Origin of the sequence: Micropruina sp., from assembly GCF_027492755.1 — a bacterium.
Lineage (GTDB): Bacteria > Actinomycetota > Actinomycetes > Propionibacteriales > Propionibacteriaceae > Micropruina.
The window spans coordinates 1-18,228 of the sequence record NZ_JAPUED010000074.1; the positions used below are offsets into that span (position 1 = coordinate 1).

Annotated in this window: 15 protein-coding genes and 1 pseudogene; 6 read left to right on the plus strand and 10 right to left on the minus strand. The window is 69.5% G+C overall.

The genetic code is table 11. From position 1 onward, the window contains the following. Nucleotides 1-58: 58 nt before the first annotated feature. Nucleotides 59-445 carry a sterol carrier family protein gene (locus tag Q0066_RS04825; RefSeq protein ID WP_298130627.1) on the minus strand — a complete coding sequence of 129 codons (387 nt, stop codon included), beginning with the start codon at nt 443-445 and terminating at the stop codon, nt 59-61. 24 nt (nt 446-469) lie between these two features. Between Q0066_RS04825 and Q0066_RS04830 the strand changes: the two genes are divergently transcribed. Further along, nucleotides 470-3,430 carry a bifunctional [glutamine synthetase] adenylyltransferase/[glutamine synthetase]-adenylyl-L-tyrosine phosphorylase gene (locus Q0066_RS04830; RefSeq protein ID WP_298130630.1) on the plus strand — a complete coding sequence of 987 codons (2,961 nt, stop codon included), beginning with the start codon at nt 470-472 and terminating at the stop codon, nt 3,428-3,430. 150 nt (nt 3,431-3,580) lie between these two features. On the opposite strand, the gene Q0066_RS04835 is transcribed toward Q0066_RS04830, so the two are convergent. Then, nucleotides 3,581-4,372: an MBL fold metallo-hydrolase gene (locus Q0066_RS04835; protein ID WP_298130632.1), complete on the minus strand. Its 792-nt coding sequence runs from the start codon at nt 4,370-4,372 to the stop codon at nt 3,581-3,583. A gap of 121 nt (nt 4,373-4,493) precedes the next feature. On the opposite strand from Q0066_RS04835, the gene Q0066_RS04840 reads away from it, so the two are divergent. The 4 genes from Q0066_RS04840 (at nt 4,494) to Q0066_RS04855 (ending at nt 10,380) form a co-directional block, all read left to right on the plus strand. Further along, nucleotides 4,494-6,182: a hypothetical protein gene (locus Q0066_RS04840; RefSeq protein WP_298130634.1), complete on the plus strand. Its 1,689-nt coding sequence runs from the start codon at nt 4,494-4,496 to the stop codon at nt 6,180-6,182. Nucleotides 6,183-6,293: 111 nt separating this feature from the next. Then, complete coding sequence (locus Q0066_RS04845) at nt 6,294-8,120, plus strand: SulP family inorganic anion transporter (RefSeq protein ID WP_298130636.1); 1,827 nt, start codon at nt 6,294-6,296, stop codon at nt 8,118-8,120. 26 nt (nt 8,121-8,146) lie between these two features. After that, the gene (locus tag Q0066_RS04850) at nt 8,147-9,577 is read left to right on the plus strand and encodes an FAD-binding oxidoreductase (protein WP_298130638.1); all 1,431 of its coding nucleotides are present in this window, start codon (nt 8,147-8,149) and stop codon (nt 9,575-9,577) included. A 41-nt stretch (nt 9,578-9,618) separates the two neighbouring features. Continuing rightward, nucleotides 9,619-10,380, plus strand: a complete 762-nt coding sequence (locus Q0066_RS04855) for a decaprenylphospho-beta-D-erythro-pentofuranosid-2-ulose 2-reductase (protein ID WP_298130640.1) — start codon at nt 9,619-9,621, stop codon at nt 10,378-10,380. A 139-nt stretch (nt 10,381-10,519) separates the two neighbouring features. Here the strand turns inward: Q0066_RS04855 and Q0066_RS04860 are convergent, their stop codons facing one another. Genes Q0066_RS04860 through Q0066_RS04875 form a run of 4 tightly spaced genes read right to left on the minus strand, consistent with a single transcriptional unit; the run spans nt 10,520 to nt 14,322 of the window. Beyond that, nucleotides 10,520-10,861: a hypothetical protein gene (locus Q0066_RS04860; protein WP_298130642.1), complete on the minus strand. Its 342-nt coding sequence runs from the start codon at nt 10,859-10,861 to the stop codon at nt 10,520-10,522. Nucleotides 10,862-10,909: 48 nt separating this feature from the next. Further along, a complete protein-coding gene (locus Q0066_RS04865; protein WP_298130644.1) occupies nt 10,910-11,704 on the minus strand; it encodes a PIG-L family deacetylase in 795 nt (264 codons plus the stop codon). A gap of 56 nt (nt 11,705-11,760) precedes the next feature. Beyond that, nucleotides 11,761-13,053, minus strand: coding sequence for a glycoside hydrolase family 32 protein (locus Q0066_RS04870; RefSeq protein WP_298130647.1), 1,293 nt, complete (start codon nt 13,051-13,053; stop codon nt 11,761-11,763). 9 nt (nt 13,054-13,062) lie between these two features. Next, nucleotides 13,063-14,322, minus strand: a complete 1,260-nt coding sequence (locus Q0066_RS04875) for an MFS transporter (RefSeq protein WP_298130648.1) — start codon at nt 14,320-14,322, stop codon at nt 13,063-13,065. Between the two features lie 86 nt (nt 14,323-14,408). Here Q0066_RS04875 and Q0066_RS04880 point away from each other — a divergent pair, with 86 nt between their 5' ends. Further along, nucleotides 14,409-15,293, plus strand: coding sequence for a VOC family protein (locus tag Q0066_RS04880; protein ID WP_298130649.1), 885 nt, complete (start codon nt 14,409-14,411; stop codon nt 15,291-15,293). Between the two features lie 34 nt (nt 15,294-15,327). On the opposite strand, the gene Q0066_RS04885 is transcribed toward Q0066_RS04880, so the two are convergent. The 4 genes and pseudogenes from Q0066_RS04885 to Q0066_RS04900 all read right to left on the minus strand — a co-directional run. Then, entirely contained in the window at nt 15,328-16,128 is an 801-nt protein-coding gene (locus Q0066_RS04885; RefSeq protein WP_298130651.1) for a phosphotransferase, read from the minus strand. Beyond that, entirely contained in the window at nt 16,125-16,514 is a 390-nt protein-coding gene (locus Q0066_RS04890) for an MmcQ/YjbR family DNA-binding protein (protein WP_298130654.1), read from the minus strand. Before Q0066_RS04890 ends, Q0066_RS04885 begins: the two co-directional genes overlap by 4 nt. A gap of 143 nt (nt 16,515-16,657) precedes the next feature. Further along, a complete protein-coding gene (locus Q0066_RS04895) occupies nt 16,658-17,575 on the minus strand; it encodes a hypothetical protein (protein WP_298130656.1) in 918 nt (305 codons plus the stop codon). 283 nt (nt 17,576-17,858) lie between these two features. Continuing rightward, nucleotides 17,859-18,228, minus strand: a pseudogene (locus Q0066_RS04900) (type I glutamate--ammonia ligase); the annotation flags it as partial.

The following is an 18,228-nucleotide window of genomic DNA, read 5'->3' on the forward strand; positions in this document are numbered from 1 at the left end:
CTGCCTAACTAGTTCTGCCCTCCCGTCGACGGGAGGGCAGAACTAGTTAGGCAGGGTCTTACGATGCGGCGATGCGGGGGAGCGGGAAGAGGGCGGACAGGTCGCTGTGCGCCCCGCTGGCCCGGACGCGGTGCGCGGCCCGGCCGTCGGCCCAGCTGAGCCGTCCGGTGGCCAGCGCCAGCAGGGTGACGCCGTCGATCTCCACCACATTCGGCGGGGTGCCGCGGCGGTGGGTGCTGCCCTCGTCCAGGGCGAGTTGGACGGCGGCGTACGGCGGGACCCGCAACTCGATGGTCCGTCCGGGGTGGTCGGCCGCGATCCTGGCGCAGAGCGTTCGGACGGCGCGGGCCAGGCGGGCGGCGTCCGGGGCGTCCAGCGCAGCCAATTCGTCCAGTTCGGTCCAATCGAGTGCCAGCGGAGCGCGGCGAACGGGGCGGGACGGCACGTGCCCGACGATAACATCGCGGCTATGAGCCGCATCTCGACCGCCGAGGGCAACCTGGCGCGTCTCGGTTTCGGTGATCCGCACCGCGCCGCGGCGATCCTCAACGGTTGGTACGACGACCTCGGCGACACCTGTGATCACCTGATCGCCGACATCCTGGCCAGCGCCGACCCCGACCTCGCGATCAGTGGCCTCGACCGGCTGACCGGCGAGCGTCCCGGGCTGTTGAACGCACTCTGCGCCGATCAGGGCTGGGCGCGGCGACTGATCAGCGTGCTCGGCGCCAGCGTCGCGCTCAACCAGCATCTGGGCGCGCATCCCGCCGACGCCGATGTGCTCACCGAACCACCCGGACGCCGCGACGCCGCGACCCTGCGCCACATTCTGCTGACCGCCGTCGGCGCCGACCCGGACGCCGCCGCCCCGGTCGCCGACCCGGCGCGTTCCGACGATCTGCGGGTCGCCTACCGCCGCGAGATACAGCGGATCGCCGCCGCCGACCTGACCGCCGAGGACGCGCTCGAGGCGCTGCCCAGGGTGGCCGGCGAGTTGGCCGATCTGGCCGACGCCACCGTCGAGACCGCACTCGCGCTGGCCCGTGGCGAGGTGCCCGGCTGGGAGTGCACCCGGCTCGGCATCGTGGCGCTGGGCAAGACCGGCGGGCAGGAACTCAACTACGTCAGCGACGTCGACGTGCTCTATGTCGCCGAGCCCGCACTCGACGGGTCTGGCGAGCCGGTCTGCGACACCGGTCAGGCGGTGACCGTCGCCACCAAGCTGGTGGGTGCGCTGACCCGGGTCTGCTCGGCGCACACCGCGGCCGGCACGATCTGGCAGATCGACGCTGCGCTGCGTCCCGAGGGCAAGGCCGGGCCGCTGGTCCGCACCCTGTCGTCGCACACCACCTACTACCAGAAGTGGGCCAAGAACTGGGAGTTCCAGGCCATGCTGAAAGCCCGGCCGATGGCCGGCGACCTGCAGCTGGCCAGGGAATTCGTCGACATGGTTGCACCGCTCGTGTGGCATGTCGCCGAGAACGACCAGTTCGTCTCCGAGACCCAGGCGATGCGCCGCCGGGTGATCTCGCTGCTGCCCGCCCGCGAGGCCGACCGCGAGATCAAGCTCGGCGCCGGCGGTTTGCGCGACGTCGAGTTCAGCGTCCAGCTCATCCAGTTGGTGCACGGACGGGCCGACGATCGCGTCCGGCAGCGAGGCACGCTCGTGGCGCTGGAGAAGCTGATCGAGTTCGGCTACGTCGGACGCACCGACGGCAAGGACCTGGACGCCGCCTACCGGTTGATGCGGCTGCTGGAGCACCGCATCCAGATGGAGAAGATGCGCCGCACCCACCTGATGCCGACCGACGAGCTGAGCCTGCGCCGGCTGGCTCGGGCCGTCGGCATCGCGGACGCCGGCGAGTTGCGGGCCCGCTGGCGCGACGCCACCCGGCGGGTGCTGGGGTTGCAGCAGCGGGTGTTCTACTCGCCGCTGTTGGAGGCCGTGGCGCGGATCCCGTCCGAGGCCGTCCGGCTGACCAGTCATGGCGCCGAGGTGCGGCTGCGGGCGCTCGGCTACGCCGATCCGAAGGCCGCGCTGCGGCACATCGAGGCACTCTCCCAGGGGCTGAGCCGGCAGGCGGAGATCCAGCGGCAGCTGCTGCCGGCCATGCTCGGCTGGTTCACCGCCGGACCCAACCCCGACCACGCACTGCTGGCGTTCCGGCAGGTGTCCGAGGCGATGGGCCGCACCCATTGGTACCTGCGCGCGCTGCGGGACGGCGACGCGATGGCTGAGCGGCTGGCCAAGATCCTGTCCTCGAGCCGGTACACCGTCGACCTGATGATGCGCGCCCCGCAGTCGGTCGGCATGCTGGCCGACGAGGAGTCGCTGCGGCCCCGTGGTCGGGCCGAGATCCTGGCCGAGATGCGGGCCTCGGTGAAGCGGCATTCCGAGCTGGAGGTGGCCGTCCAGCACGTCCGGGCCGTCCGGCGCCGTGAGTTGTTGCGGATCGCCATGGCCGACCTGCTCGGCCTGATCGACCTGACCCGCGTCGGGATCGGCCTGTCGGAGCTGTTCAGCGCCACCATCGACGCCGCGCTCGAGGTGGTCCGGCGCCGGTTCGAATGGTCGCCGCGGATCGCCGTGATCGCGCTCGGCCGCTGGGGTGGTTGCGAGCTCTCCTATGCCTCGGACGCCGACGCGATCTTCGTCATCGAAGACTCCGACCGTCCGGATGCGGTGAAGATCGCCACTCAGGTCGTCTCGGAACTGCGCGCCGTGCTGTCCAAGGCGGGTCCGGATCCGGCCCTGGACATCGACGTCGACCTGCGTCCGGAGGGCAAGGGCGGCCCGATGGTGCGCTCGCTGTCGTCGTGCATCACCTACTACGAGCGCTGGTCGTCCACCTGGGAGGCGCAGGCGTTGCAGCGGGCCGCCCATGGTGCCGGCGATCCGGAACTGTCGGCGGCGCTGCTGCAGGCGATCGACAAGGTGCGTTACCCGGCCGGTGGGATGGCCCGCCAGCAGGTGCACGAGATTCGCAAGCTGAAGGCCCGGATGGAGGTGGAACGCATCCCGCGCGGCAGCGACCCGTTGCGCAATACCAAGCTCGGCCCGGGCGGGCTGACCGATGTCGAGTGGGCCGTCCAGTTGTTGCAGCTGCAGCACGGCGACCGGCTGCCGCAGCTGCGCACCACGTCCACGCTGACGGCGCTGGTCGCCGCGGAGGACGCGGACCTGATCCCGGCCGAGGACGCCGCGGCGCTGCGTGACGCCTGGACGATGGCCAGCGGCATCCGCAATGCGATCATGCTGCTGCGCGGACGGGCCTCCGACACCATCCCGACCGACCCTCGTGAGGCGTCCGCCGTCGCCCAGCTACTGGGCTACGACAAGGGCGAATCCAGCGTCTTCCTGGACGAGTACCGTCGCCGCACCCGGCGTGCCCGGCTGGTGATGGACCACGTCTTCTGGGGTCTGGAGTAGCGACCCGTCGGTCGAGCCGCCTCATTTCATCAAGAAGTGAATACGGATTCGCACGCTCGATGCGGTGTCGAGTGGCGATGAATCGGTTCAGCGCGACGTCGACTGTGCGAATCCGTATTCACCGTGCGGTGAGTTTGCTCCTGGCCTACCTCAGATCGTCAGCAGTGTCAGGTCCGGATGCGCCTCCGCTCCGAACGCGGCCAGTCGACGAGTCAGCTCCGCCAGTTGCGGATTGTCGTGCCCGAGATGAATCGCGACGACCCGGCTGGCGTCGTCGAGCGCGCCGATGCCGCGCAGATCATCAAGGGCGGCACCGAAGCTAACGAAGTCGTGGTGCCCCTCGCCGGGCGGGACGGCGTCGCCGAACGTCTCCTCCAGCAGCACCAGGTCGAACCTCCAGCCGGCGAGCAACTCGAGCACGGCCGGCTTCCACGGGCCGGTGTCGGTGGCGTACAGCAGCCGGCGTCCCTCATGTTCGATGGCGTACAGCACCGCCTCGCCCAGCGCGTAGTGGGTGGCCGGCAGCACCAGCACCCGATAGCCGTCCACGGTGAACTCGTCGCCGGCGGTGACGGTGGTCAGCGTGACCACCTGTTGATCCGGCGCCAACCAGTCCACGCAGCGGCCGATCGCGGGCGCCGGGCCGATCACCTGGAGCGGTCGCTCGCTGACCCAGCCGCGGTGCATCAGGAACGACGGGTTGAGGTGGTCGTCGTGGGCATGGGTGAGCAGCACCGTCCGGAGGCCGGCGAGGTCGCGTCCGGCGCGTTGTGCTTGCCGGGGTGCGTCCGGTCCACAATCGAGCAGCAACACGTCATCGACAAGCGCGGACGTGTTGGTCCGGATCGCGCCGGACGCGCGGGCCTCGGCGCAGGTGGGGCAGGTGCACCAGGCATTCGGGACGCCGTCCGACGCGCCGGTGCCGAGCAACAGGACGTCCATGGCCTCACCGTAGTGCCGGCCGGATGACGTGTCGGGCCGCGGGCACCGGTTCGACCGGCGGGGGAGGGCCGGGTTGTCGTACCCGGCTGTCATGATGGACGCCGACTCGAAAGGGGAACCCGTGGCCGCAGCCTCCTCCTCCAGGCGTCTCTGGGTGGCGTTGTCGATCCTGCTGCCTGCCGCCGTGGTCGGCGTGCAGACGTGGCTGCGTCGCTGGGTCTCCGACGACGGCTTCATCAACGTTCGGGTGGTGCTGCAGCTGGTCGCCGGCAACGGGCCCACCTACAACCTCAACGAACGCGTCGAGGTCGGCACCTCCACGCTGTGGCTGGGCTTCGTCACCGTGGGCAAGCTGATCGCCCCGTGGGCCGAGGTGGGCGAGGTGATGGTCTGGCTGGGCACCGGTTTCATCACGCTGGCGATGATCCTGCTCGGCCTGGGCGGGCTGCATCTGGTGCCGGTCCGCAGCAAGGTCGTGTTGCCGCTCGGCACGGCCGCCTTGGCCGGCCTGACCCCGTTCTGGGATTTCGGCACCTCAGGGCTGGAGACGTCGCTCACCTTCTGCTGGATCGCAGCCTGCTTCTGGGCACTGGCGCGGCGCTGGGCGAACAGGCCTCGCAACCCGTTGCCGGCCTGGCGGCCCTGGCCGGTGGCGGTGCTGATCGGCCTGGGGGTGCTGGTCCGGCCCGACCTGGCGCTGGTCAGCCTGGTCTTCGGCGTCATGCTGCTGTGCCAGTCCGAACGCCGCATCGGTGGCTGGTTCGGCGCCGCCGGCCTGGCACTGGCGATCCCGGTCGGCTACGAGGTCTTCCGGATGGGCTACTACGCCTCGCTGGTGCCCAACACCGCGCTGGCCAAGGCGAACGCGTCGGTCGACCAGGGGCTGCTCTATCTGGGCGACTACGTGATGACCTACCACCTCTACATTCCGGTCGCGATCGCGCTGGCGCTCTATGTGGCAGGGCTTGCCACCGCCGGACGCGAGCGCGACGGCGGCCTGGCCGCACTGTGGCTGGGGCCGCTGCTGGCCGCGGTGATCCACGCCGGCTTCGTGATCTCGGTGGGCGGCGACTTCATGCATGCCCGCTTCCTGCTACCCGCCACCGTGCTGCTGTTCGCGCCGGTCGCGGTGATCGGCGGCGCGGCCTGGACGCGGGTGGCGGCCGTCCTCACCATGGTGTGGGCCTTGGTCGCGGGACTGGTGCTGCGACCCGTGCTCTGGAACGGGATGATCGTCGACGAGCGCAGCTACTACGCCAAATTCGTCCCGGACGCCCCCGGCGCCATGGTCATCGCCGAGAACTGGTCGGCCGATGTCGGCTTCCAGCTCGCCCAACGAGCCGCGAAGGACCTGGCCGCCGGCCGCTCCTACTTCGTCGACATCACCAAACCCGACGACAAGCTGCCGACCTACGACGGCGAGGGCGTCTATGTGGTGATCAACTCGCTCGGCATCGCGGGCGTCGGCGCCGGCCTCGACGTCACGATGGTCGACCCACCCTCGCTGGGCGACCCGATCGGGTCGCGACTGGTGCTGCCGCCCGACGCCGAGTACCGCGTCGGGCACGCCTACAAGCCCGTGGTCTGGGCGATCGCGCGCTACACCGCCGCCGATGTCCGTCCCGATGACAAGGCACTCAACGATGCCCGGGCGACGCTGGCCTGCGGTGACATTCCGGCCCTGATCGAGGCCGTCTCCGAGCCGCTCACCGTGCAACGCTTCGTCAGCAACATCATGCTGGCTCCGAAGCTGACCATGCTGCGCATCCCGGTGGATCCCGCCCAGGCACGGTCGGCGATCTGCCGCTAGAGCCTTGGCGGCCTGGGCCGCCGAGCGTCCCCGGCGCCGGCGGGCGACCGCCGGTCGCTGCCGTCGCTCGCCACAACGAGCCGCTACCATGCGCGCTGTGAGGGCGAGCGTATGAAGCGGGACTACCGGGTTCAGCCGTCCCAAACCTCAGCCCAGGAGAGCCTTGCCGGGGCCGTCGGGCTGGTCGGCGACCACCTGATCAGCCTCAAGGGGTTGTGGCCGCAGCGCTCTGACTACGCAGAACTACCCCGCTCCTGGGGGCGGGATCTGCTCGCCGGGGTGACCGTCGGTGTCGTGGCGCTGCCACTGGCGCTCGGTTTCGGTGTCGCGTCCGGGGTGGGTGCCGCGGCCGGGCTGATCACCGCCGTGGTCGCCGGGGTGATTGCCGCAGTGTTCGGCGGCAGCCATCTGCAGATCTCCGGGCCGACCGGAGCGATGACCGTGGTGCTGTTGCCGGTGATCGCCCAGCACGGCGTCCAGCAAGTGCCGGTCCTTGCCGTGATCGCCGGCTTGATGGTGGTGCTGATGGGCCTGACCGCGATGGGCCGGGCGATCGAGATGGTGCCCTTCCCGGTCGTCGAGGGTTTCACCACCGGCATCGGCGTGATCATCCTGCTCCAGCAGTTCCCGCTGCTGCTCGGGGCGCCGAAGGGCGAGTCCGAGTCCACCCTGATGGCCACCTATCAGACGCTGCAGCACGCCGACTGGTCGGCCGCCGTCGCGCCGCTGATCGTGGCCGGGCTGACCGTCGTGCTGCACCTGCCCGGACGGCGCTTCCCCAAGCTGCCCATCTCGCTGTTGGCGATCGTCGTGGTGACGGTGGTGGTCGAGATCGCGGCACTGCCGGTCGACCGGATCGGTGCGCTGCCGGCCGGGCTGCCGGCCCCGGCCCTGCCCGGGTTCGATCTGGGCACCATCCGCGACTTGGCCGCACCGGCGCTCGCGGTGGCCGCGCTCGCCGCCTTGGAGTCGCTGTTGTCGGCTCGCGTCGCGGACGGCATGGTGCTCGACATCGGACGCACCAAGCCCGATCGGGAACTGGTTGGCCAAGGTCTCGCGAATGTGGCGTCCGGGCTGTTCGGCGGGCTGCCGGCCACCGGGGCGATCGCTCGCACCGCTGTCAACGTCCGGTCCGGCGGTCGCACCCGGCTCGCCTCGGTCACCCATGCTGTGTTGCTACTGGTGATCATGCTGGCGCTCGGCCCGATCGTGTCGCGGATACCACTGGCGGCACTGGGTGGCGTCCTGGTCGTGGTGGCGCTGCGGATGGTGAACCCGGCGGTGTTCCGGACGATCTTCCGTACCACCCGGGCCGACCGCAACACGTTCGTGATCACCCTGCTCGCGACGGTCTTCCTCGACCTGGTCGCGGCCGTTCTGCTGGGTGTGGCCATGGCGGCGGTGATGAGCCTGCGGCATATGGCCAAGTACTCGATCGTGCGCCGACAGTACCTGCCCGCCGACACTCGCGAGGGCGTCATCGACTACACCCCGCAGCAGGAGCATCTGCGTGACCGGGTCGCCATCTTCCGGGTCGACGGCGCGCTGTTCTACGGCGACGCGAGTCGTTTCGCCGACTTGGTCACCGGTGTCGAACCGGTCGACGTGGTGATCATCCGGTTCCACCGGATGCACATCTTGGACGCCTCCGGCGGCGAGGCGCTCAAGGACACCGTCCGGCAGCTGGGCCGGCGGGGCATCCCGGTGATCGCGCAGGGCATGACTGAGGCGCAACTGCGCACCGTGACCTCGATGGAGGCGCTGGATCCTGCGCAGCATGTCGTTGAGTTGTCGGAGGCGATTCGGCGGGCCGAGAAGCTGATCGACGCGGTTGAGCCGGCGCTGTCCGGCCCGGCTGCGCGAGAGTCCCGGTCGCCCTCTCGCCGCTCGCGCGGGCGGAGGCTGCTTCGGCGACATCCGCAACGGCGCCAGCAGTAGAGGCTGCGGCGATAGAATCGGCAGCGATGCCCAGTTCAATCATCGATCTCCCCACGTCCATCGAGACTCTCGCCGGCTGGGGCCGCACCGCGCCCGGCCTAGCGCACGTACTGCGGCCCACCTCGGCCGAGCAGGTGCAGGCGGCGGTCGCCGCCGTCGCCGACCACAACGCCGGACGCCCCTCGCACCTGAAGCGCGGCGTCGTCGCCCGTGGCCTGGGCCGCTCCTACGGCGATGTCGCGCAGAACACCGGCGGCCTGGTGGTCGACATGACCGGCCTGACCACCATCCATTCCATCGACCCCGAATCGGCGATCGTCGACCTCGACGCCGGGGTCAGCCTGGACGCCCTGATGCGCGCCGCGCTGCCGCACGGTTTGTGGGTTCCGGTGCTGCCGGGCACCCGCCAGGTCACCATCGGCGGTGCGATCGGCTGTGACGTCCACGGCAAGAACCATCATTCGGCCGGTTCGTTCGGCAACCATGTGCTGTCGATGGAGTTGCTGGTCGCCGACGGCCGCGTGCTGACCCTCACCCCGCACGGCTCGGACGCCGACCCCGACGGCACCCTGTTCTGGGCCACCGTCGGCGGCATCGGGCTGACCGGCATCATCCTGCGGGTGCGGCTGCGGATGACCCGCACCGAGACCGCCTACTTCCTGGCCGACGGCATCGTCACCCACAGTCTGGACGAGACCATCGCCGTCCACTCCGACGGCTCCGAATCGCGCTACGACTACTCCTCCGCATGGTTCGATGCCATCTCGGCGCCGCCGAAGCTGGGCCGGGCCGCGCTGTCCCGGGGCAACCTGGCCACCCTGGCGCAGTTGCAGGAGTACGCGCCGAAGCTGGCCGCCGATCCGCTGGCGTTCAGCGCCAAACCGCTGTTCGAACTGCCCGACCTGTTCCCCAACGGCCTGGCCAACAAGCTCTCGTTCACCGCGCTGGGTACCGCCTGGTACGCCAAGTCGGGCAACTACGCCAACAAGATCCAGACCCTCACCGGCTTCTACCATCCGCTGGACATGTTCGGCGAATGGAACCGCGCCTACGGACCGGCCGGCTTCCTGCAGTACCAGTTCGTCGTTCCGCCCTCCGCGGTGGACGAGTTCAAGGCGATCATCGGCGACATCCAGCGCTCCGGGCACTATTCGTTCCTGAACGTGTTCAAGCTGTTCGGCGAGGGCAACCGGGCGCCGCTGAGCTACCCGATGGCCGGCTGGAACGTCTGCGTCGATTTCCCGATCAAACGCGGCCTGCACGAGTTCCTGGCCGGCCTGGACGCCCGCATTCTCGAGTTCGGCGGACGCCTCTACACCGCCAAGGACTCCCGGACCACAGCGGCCGCCTTCCACGCCATGTATCCCGAGATCGACTCCTGGATCGCCACCCGGCGCGCCATCGACCCCGACGGCGTCTTCGCCTCGGACATGGCCCGCCGCCTCGAACTGCTCTGACCCGCACCCGCGCACCCGCACCCATAGAAGAGGGAGACCCCATGTTCGACGCCGTCGGCAACCCGCAGTCCATCCTGCTGCTGGGAGGCACGTCCGAGATCGGCCTGGCCGTCGTCAGCGAATACCTGCGCCGGCAGCCGCTGCGCGTGGTGCTGGCCTGCATGCCGGGTGACCCGGGCATCGAGCCGTCCGTCGACTCGCTGAAGGCCCAGGGTGCGACCTCGGTCGAGGTGGTTGACTTCGACGCCGCCGACTTCGCCTCCCACCCGGCCGTCGTCGACGCGGCCTTCGCGGGCGGTGACATCGACCTGGCCATGGTCGCGTTCGGACTGCTCGGCGACGCCGAGGAGCTCTGGCAGGACCAGGCCAAGGCCGTCCAGATCTGCAACATCAACTACACCGGCGCGGTCAGCGTCGGCGTGCTGCTCGGCGAGCGGTTCAAGGCCCAGGGCCACGGCCAGATCGTGGCGATGAGCACCGTCGCCGGTGAGAAGGTGCGGCGCTCGAACTTCGTCTACGGCTCGACCAAGGCCGGCCTGGACGCCTTCTACCTCAACCTCGGCCAGGCGCTCGCCGGCCTCGGTCCGAAGGTGCTGGTGGTCCGCCCCGGCCAGGTCCGCACCCGGATGTCAGCGCACGTGAAGGAAGCGCCGCTGACGGTGAACAAAGAGGACGTCGCCCAGCAGATCGTCGCCGCCGTCGCCGACGGCAAGGAATTGATCTGGGTGCCGCCCGCCTTCCGCTACGTGATGATGGTGCTGCGGCACATTCCGACGCCGATCTTCCGCAAGCTCCCCATCTGAGCTCGGAACCCCGCTCCCAAGCCTCTCCCCAAGAACTGCCGATTTCGTTGGTCGAGCTTGTCGAGACCTCGCCATGCGCTCGCTGGCAAGGGGTTTCGACAAGCTCAACCAACGGTGGCTGCGTCGATCGGAGCCGCGGTCAGCGCAGCGGCTCGGCGACCGTCGTCCGGAACGAGAACGTCTTGGTCGCGCCCTCGACGACGGTCAGGTAGTGGTCGGGACTGATCCGGTAGACCGCTCGGCTCTGCTCTGACATCGGGTGCCTCGGTGCGAAGCTCCGGGCGAACAGCTCGGCTTCGCGCCGCGCCTCCGTCCGATCCATCCAGGTCTTGCCGGTGGCCCGCGAACCCAGCCAGCGCATCGACTCGCCGGAGCCGGTGGTTTCCTCCACCAGCAGGGTGTACTGGGTGCTGTCCGTTTCGGGACCTGCCTGGTCGGCGTCGGACGGCAGCGGAAGGGTCGGCCATTGGGTGTCGGTCATACCTCAGATTGTGGCCTGCTGCGGTCTCCCGCAGGGATCGCGTCCGGGTCAGAAGAACCAGCCCGGACGCATCGGATCCGAGCTGCCGACCTCCAGGTAGTGCTCGGTGGCGAAAACGGCCGCATAGGCCTCCGGCGGGAGCTCCAGCCAACCCTGGATGTCCGTCACCTGGCTGGCGTGGCAGGCCATCACCTCGCGACGCCGCGCCACCTGGCCGCTGACGTCCACCTGCAGATTGATCTCCGCCTCAGGCGTGCCCAGCGGATTGCCGTCGTTCATCGGCTGGTCGGGGTTGAACCCCTCTGTATCGGGCACCCCGGACGCCCGCGCCGACTCGTACTGCCGGCGCAGCCGGTCCCGGTTCATGGTCGCCTCGAACAGCCGCGGACGAGGCTCGGCGAGTTCGGCCGCGCGGCGCACCACCTGATGCACCCGGACGTGATCGGGATGGCCGTAGTTGCCATGCCAGTCGTAGCCGACCAGGACGTCCGGCTGCTCCTGCGCGATCAGATCGAGCAGCCGTCCGGCCGCCTCCTCCGCGGGAGCCTGCAGGAGGCAATGCGGATGCCGGTTCTGCTCCCAGCCGACCATGCCGGAATCCCGATACCCCAGCCAATGGACGGCTGCGACGCCGGCGAGTCCGGCGGCGCGCTGCGCCTCCGCCATCCGCCGCTGGGCCAGCGTCTCGTCCGGCCCCAGATCGTCGGGCACCTCGCCGTGTTCGCCGTGGGTGGCGAACACCACAATCACCCGGTGGCCCTCCTCGGCCGCGCGGATCATCGACCCGGCGGTCAGCGTGCCCTCGTCATCGGGATGGGCATGAACGAACATGATGGTGGCCATGGCGGCAGTATGCCGCGCCGCACCGACAGTGCTTCACCGCTAAGGCCGGCTTTCGGCTAGAAGAAGACCAGGTCGCTGATCACCACGAGCCCGGACGCCGCGAACACCTCGATCGAGCAGGTGTCGAGCAGGATCTCGACGGTGACGCTGGAGGGTCGTTCCGGAATCTCGGCCCACTGCCGGGAACCGAACCCTTCGTGGAAGTCGGCTCGACCGACGCCCCTGCGGTCGAGGCTGAGGACGCCGTTGTGGTATTCCAACGCCACCCCGCGCACGCTGATCCGGTCGCCGTTGAGCAGGGTGTGGCGTTCCATTGCGTCCTGGGGCAGCTCACGGATCGGGCGTTGCCGCACCAGATGACGGCCACCGACCTTGAGCAGGTCGAGCTCGCGGGGGATCGTCATGATGCTGCGCCCGCCGGTCAGCGGCACGTCGTTGGCGTAGTCCCAGTTGTTCATCCAGCCCAGCACGATGCGCCGTCCGTCGGGGACGTCGGCGAAGGAGGTCACCGCATAACAGTCCCGGCCGAAATCGAGCCAGTCGTAGGCGCGCAGCAGCGGGTCGTCCAGCCCGAGCGCGGGGTCGGCGGACACCCCGACGATGCAGTCGGGGGTGAAGGTGGAGCCGTCGAAGTCGCCGACGAAGTACTGGCAGCCGCTACCGCCGGCGACCCCGCCCGGGTTGATGTTCACCAGCAGCACCCACTTGGTGCCCGACCCGTTGCCCACCGGCAGTTCGAACAGGTCGGGGCATTCCCAGACCCCGGCGGCCGCGTGGGCCGGGCCGAAGGTGGAGGCGTAGGTCCACTCGGTCAGATTCGTCGAGCGGTAGATCACCACCTGGCGTTCCTCGGCCTCGACGGCCACCATCACCCAGCCGTCGCCGTGCCGGAAGACCTTGGGGTCACGAAAATCGGACGATTCCCGGTCGAGCACCGGGTTGCCCGGGTAGGTCGTCCAGTGGCTGCCGCCGTCCAGGCTGCAGGCGAGCGCTTGGGCCTGGCGTCCCTGCCACTCGCTGCCGGGCAGGTAGGCCGCGGTGTAGATGGCGACCAGAGGCGGCCAGTCCGCGCTGCCCAAGCCCGAGGAGTTGTCGGCGTCGAAGACGCAGCTGCCCGAGAAGATCTGCTCGGTGTCGGTGTGCCACAGCGCCACCTGATGCTCGGTCCAATGCAGCAGGTCGGGCGACGTCGCGTGCCCCCAGGAGAGGTTGCCCCAGACGTTCCCGGACGGGTTCGACTGGTAGAACATGTGCCAGGTGCCGGCGTTGTGAATCAGCCCGTTGGGATCGTTCATCCACATGTGTTGTGGCGAATAGTGCCAGCGGGGACGTGAATGCTGGCCGACCATGGCGGAATGCTACTGGTCGTCGACCATTCGCCGCCCATCCCGGCTCGACGCGGACCGCGTGAGGTGCCCGGGCAGGTGGTCCTCGATGTAGTCCGGACGGCTGATCGTCGTGCCCACCCAGACCAGTGCGACGGCGATCGCCATCAGGGTGAGCAGCGGCACCGTCCAGGCTCCCGTGACATCGTGCAACAGCCCGATCAGTAGCGGTCCGGGGGCGGCGATCACGTAGCCGACCGACTGGGTGAAGCCGGACAGCGCGGCGGTGCCGGCCGCGGTGCGGGAGCGCAGGCCGATCAGCGCCAGGACCATCGGGAAGGTGCTGGTGCCGATGCCCACCAGCAGGGCCCAGAGCAGGCCGGCCCGGGCCGGGGCGAGGAGCAGTCCGAGGTAGCCGACCAGGTAGCAGCCGCCCAGCGTGAACAGCACCGGCAGTTGCGCACGCGGCCGGGCCGTCAGGGCGGGAACCACGAACGACAGCGGAATGCTGATGCCGGTCGCGACGCCCAGCATGATCCCGGCATCGGTGGGACTGAAGCCGGCCGAACGATAGAGGTTGGGGAACCAGCCGAACACCGCGTAGGCCTGCAGTGATTGCAGGCCGAAGAACAGCGCCATCAACCAGCCCAGCCGGGTCCGGGCGACCGCGGCCATGCTGATGGTCGCCGGCTTGGCCTCGCCGTCCGGGCGATCGTGGGCGGCCAGGCCGATCCAGGGCAGCACAGCGACGACCGCGAACAACCCCCAGCTCGCCAAGCCCGTGCGCCAGCCGCCGTAGCCGTCCGCGATCGGCACGGTGAGCACGGACGCCGTGGTCAGCCCGATCGCCATCGTCGTCGAGTAGACGGCGGTCATCAGCCCCACCCGATCGGGGAAGTGCCGTTTCACCAACGACGGCAGCAGCACGTTCGCCGCGGCCATGCCCGACAGCGCGAGCAGCGACAGCGCCAGGAAGAGCCAGGTGTTGCCGACCAGGCTGCGACCGAACAGGCCGACGGTGGCGGCCAGCACCGCGAACAGGGTCAGCCGGTGCGGTCCGATCAGCTGCGACAGCCGCGGGGTGAGGGCACCGAAGCCGGCGAAGGCGATCACTGGCAGCGAGGTGAGCAGGCCCGCCTCGACGCCGGTCAACCGCAGGCTCTCGGTGATCTCGGCGAGCACCGGACCCACCGACACCGCCGCCGGCCGCAGATTGAGCGAGAGCAGGACGATCCCGACCACCACCAGCGCCCGAGCTGTGCGGGTTTCTGTCACGGGTCCGGTCGGGGTCACCGCGGGAGTGTACGACTCGGTGTCGACCGGTTCGGGAACATACCAGTGGGTAGAGTTTGTTGACGGATCAGGAAAGCGAGGTATGTGTGACCGAGTTGCTGCCGGCGGACACCCGGATGGCGCAGGTGAGCCTGGACGTCGCCGACCTGGACGCACTGACCAGGTTCTACCGTGACGTGCTGCTGCTCGACGTGCTGGCGCAGCGCCCGTCCGAGGTCGACCTGGGGCGGGGTGCTGAGACGCTGGTCACCCTGCGGCACCGCCCCGACCTGCCCAAGGGTGAGCGGCGGACCGCCGGGCTGTTCCACACCGCGCTGCTGCATACCGACCGTGCCTCGCTGGCGGCGACCCTGGCGTCCGTCGCGATCCAGACCCCTCAGCTGTACACCGGTTCGGGTGACCATCTGGTGTCGCAGGCGTTCTACCTCGATGACCCCGAGGGCAACGGAGTGGAGCTGTACTGGGACCGGCCGCGCACCCAATGGAGTTGGCAGCAGGGCCGAATCGTGATGGACACCCTGCCGCTCGACCCGAACGGCTTCATCGGCGAGCACCTCACCGATGCGGCACGGGACCTGCTCTCCACCGCACCCGATGGGCGCGGCGTCCTGACCGGGCTGGACGGCACCGTCGGGCACGTCCATCTCAAGGTCGGGGACGCCCAGCTGGCCAAGCACTTCTACACCGACCTGCTCGGCTTCGAACTCACCGCGGAGGTACCCGGCGCGGTGTTCGTCTCTGCCGGCGGCTACCACCACCACATGGCGATGAACACCTGGCGCAGCGCCGGCACCGGGCTGCGGGCGCCCGCCCTCGGCCTGGGCCGGGTGGATATCGCTCTGCCGGACGCCGATCAGGTCGCCCGCGCGGCCGCCCGGCTGCGCGACCACGGAGTCCCGCTCCGCGACGACGGTGCCGTGGTGGAACTCGACGACCCCTGGGGCAACCTGGTCCGGTTGAGCGTGGCGTGACCCCTCAGCGCGGTAGTGCCCGTCATCCCGGGTTTCAACCCCGGATCTCGGCGCGGTCGAGAGTGGTGCCGACGCCGTTCCATAGGTCGGTGTAGAAGGCACGTTTGGCAGGGTCGTCCGCGATGCCGTAGGAGCCCAGGAAGGCCGGCTCCCAGCCGGGCCCGTAGTTCCAGCTGAGGCTGAGCAGCGCCGGAGCCAGGTCGGCCCAGCGATCGGCGACCCCGAGTCCACCGAGATCGACGTAGCCGCTCACCTCTTTGTCGGCGCCGATCAGGAAGTTCGGGTTGCAGGCGTCGCCGTGGCAGACCACCGGGTCCACCGGTGGCGCGGCCGCCACGAATGCCGGATCCAGCCCGAACCTCGTCACCCGGTCGAGCACCGACCAACTGAACGGGCAGGACACCGCCGGCACCGAGTCGTGGAAACGGCGCAGCCCGCGCCCAAGGGCCGGCACGGTCTGTTCCGGGTGAGCGCGGCAGGCACGGTCGACCGCCGAGCGGCCGGCGACACCGCTGGTCAGCAGCCAGTGCGCGGCATCGTCTCCCTCTCCCACGATGCCGCTGCCGAGGAGTCGGGGCGCGGGCACGAAGTCGCCGATCCAGATCAGCCGGGGGAGTTCGGCGTCCAGATCCCAGTCCAGGCTGGGGCGTTGCACCTTCAGAAAGGACTCGCCGTCGCCGAACCGGTAGGTGATGCCGCCGTCCTCGTTGCGCCACACCGGTGCCACGCTGCGTCCGGCGGCCATCGCGACCACCCACTCGGGGACGTCGACGTCGCCCAGTTCGTTCTGTCCGGCCAGCGGGCTGTACCCGTTGTGGTCCGCCGGAACGGTCACGGCAGCAGCTTGACCAGCCGGGCCGGGGCGGTGTTGCGATACGACTCGTCGACCAGGTCGGCCACCTCGTCCCAATCCACCTCGGCGGCGCGAAAGTCCAGCCCGATCCAGCCGTACGGCCCGTAGTAGCCGGGCACGAAGAAGCGATCGTCGTTCAGCGCCGCCTCACGGGTGAGCAGATTGGGCAGCACCAGGACCGACTGCGACCATCGGTCGCTGTCGTGGTCACCCTTGACCACCCCGCCGAACACCGCGAACACCTTCTTGGTGTAGAAGTTCGGGTGCCCGTGCGACTCCTTCTCGGACGCCTCCGGCAACGCCAGGCAGATCCGGCGCAGCCGGGCCAGGTAGGCATCGTCATCGGTGTAGCGCCGCGGATGGCTCACGGCCGGCCTCCCTTCCTCGTGACCAGGCTGACGCATCATGCCACTGCTGCTGGCTGAACCTGCCGACGCTTGCGGGTTGAGCTTGTCGAAACCCCTTGTCAGCATCGTGCCGACCGAAGTTCCGGCAAGCTCAGGGGCGCAGCTCAGTCGGTCAGCTTCAGACTGCGAGCGAGCCGTTTGCGGACGTCGTCGCTGCGCCGATGGCGGGCAGCCACCCGGGCCGCGGCGGTCGCCGGCACCTTTCCGCGAGCCGCAACCGGCTCGGGCGGCGGGAAACCGACCAGGCCGCTGAAGTCGAGAATCACGTGGGTGGCGGCCACGTTCACCTTCACCCGTACGCACCAGGTGTCGCCGACCAGAGCCGGCGCCACGAAGCACAGGTTGGCGATGCTCGTCGTCGCCGGGTAGTTCAGGTTCGACGAGGAGGGTGTGCTGCTACCGGACGGGTAGACGACCAGGTTGCCGCGAGCGGACGCCCCGATCGTGGTCACGTTGAGATAGGTCGCGTACAGATCCCAGCTGTCGTCGGCGAGCCCGACGTCGATCCACGAACCGGCCTTGACCCGCTTGGACGAGTCGAACGGGTTGCTGCTGCTCGCTCGGACGACCATGTTCCGGAACGAGGCGGAGCGGGTGTCCATCACCCGCAGCGGTGCGAAGGCCATCGTGGTCGGCGGAATGTCGAAGCCGGTGGCGAGATAGGTGAGTTCAGGGCCGTCGCCGTAGTCGACGACGACGTCGGGGCCCATCGCGCGGCCGACGACATCGCCGGCGTGCAGCGTGCTCGGCGTGGCAGTGGTCGGTGCCAGGTTGAGAGCGGCACCGTTGTCGTTGCGGACGGTCAGGGTGCTCTGAGCGGCACCGTCCATGGAGAGCTGGGTGGTACTGCTGGCGGTGTTGTTCTGCCCGGCGACCACCGGGTCACCGGTGGCGGCGTGAGCCGTGGAGGCACCGAGCGCCTCGATGGCGAGGGCGGCTCCTGCCGCGCCGGCCACCAGGGCGCCACCGCGCATCAGTGAGCGGCGAGCGACGGTGCTTTCGGGAACAACGGGTTCGGACATGGGTACTCCTGACCTTCCTTCGGGGCGTGGTGACATGCTGCCAGCAGCCGCCGACAAATGTGGTCAGCGTGGCTGAAACGTGATCGAACGCTGGTTGCGTGCGCCGTCCGCCGCTTGTGGAAAGGCAAAGTCCGCACGGGCCTCGATCGCTGCTGCGCTCGTGGCTCGTGCGGACTTTCGGGTGATCGCCCATTGTCGCCGGTCGGGCTCGCCCAGATCCCTGGATGTGGCGCTACCAGGGATTCCGACAAGCCCAACCGGCGGTGGCTTCAGGACGGAACCGTCACAGATCGAAGTACATCTCGAACTCGTGCGGGTGCGGACGCAGCCGCAGCGCGTCCACGTCGGCCCGCTTCATCTCGATCCAGGTCTCGATCAGGTCGGCGGTGAACACATCGCCGGCGAGCAGGAAGTCGTGGTCGGCCTCCAGCCGGTCCAGCACCTCCGAGAGGGTGCCCGGCACCTGGTTGATCTGGGCGTGCTCGTCCGGGGGCAGCTCGTAGAGGTCCTTGTCGACCGGGGCCGGCGGCTCGATCTTGTTCTGGATGCCGTCCAAGCCGGCCAGCAGGCAGGCGGCGAACGCCAGGTACGGGTTGGACGACGGGTCGGGGCAGCGGAACTCGATGCGCTTGGCCTTCGGGTTCGAGCCGGTC

Bases quoted from the DNA above. Each gene is read 5' to 3' on its own strand.
- Q0066_RS04830 (WP_298130630.1), top strand. From the start codon at position 470: ATGAGCCGCATCTCGACCGCCGAGGGCAACCTGGCGCGTCTCGGTTTC.
- Q0066_RS04835 (WP_298130632.1), bottom strand. From the start codon at position 4,372: ATGGACGTCCTGTTGCTCGGCACCGGCGCGTCGGACGGCGTCCCGAAT.
- Q0066_RS04845 (WP_298130636.1), top strand. From the start codon at position 6,294: ATGAAGCGGGACTACCGGGTTCAGCCGTCCCAAACCTCAGCCCAGGAG.
- Q0066_RS04850 (WP_298130638.1), top strand. From the start codon at position 8,147: ATGCCCAGTTCAATCATCGATCTCCCCACGTCCATCGAGACTCTCGCC.
- Q0066_RS04855 (WP_298130640.1), top strand. From the start codon at position 9,619: ATGTTCGACGCCGTCGGCAACCCGCAGTCCATCCTGCTGCTGGGAGGC.
- Q0066_RS04860 (WP_298130642.1), bottom strand. From the start codon at position 10,861: ATGACCGACACCCAATGGCCGACCCTTCCGCTGCCGTCCGACGCCGAC.
- Q0066_RS04865 (WP_298130644.1), bottom strand. From the start codon at position 11,704: ATGGCCACCATCATGTTCGTTCATGCCCATCCCGATGACGAGGGCACG.
- Q0066_RS04870 (WP_298130647.1), bottom strand. From the start codon at position 13,053: ATGGTCGGCCAGCATTCACGTCCCCGCTGGCACTATTCGCCACAACAC.
- Q0066_RS04895 (WP_298130656.1), bottom strand. From the start codon at position 17,575: ATGTCCGAACCCGTTGTTCCCGAAAGCACCGTCGCTCGCCGCTCACTG.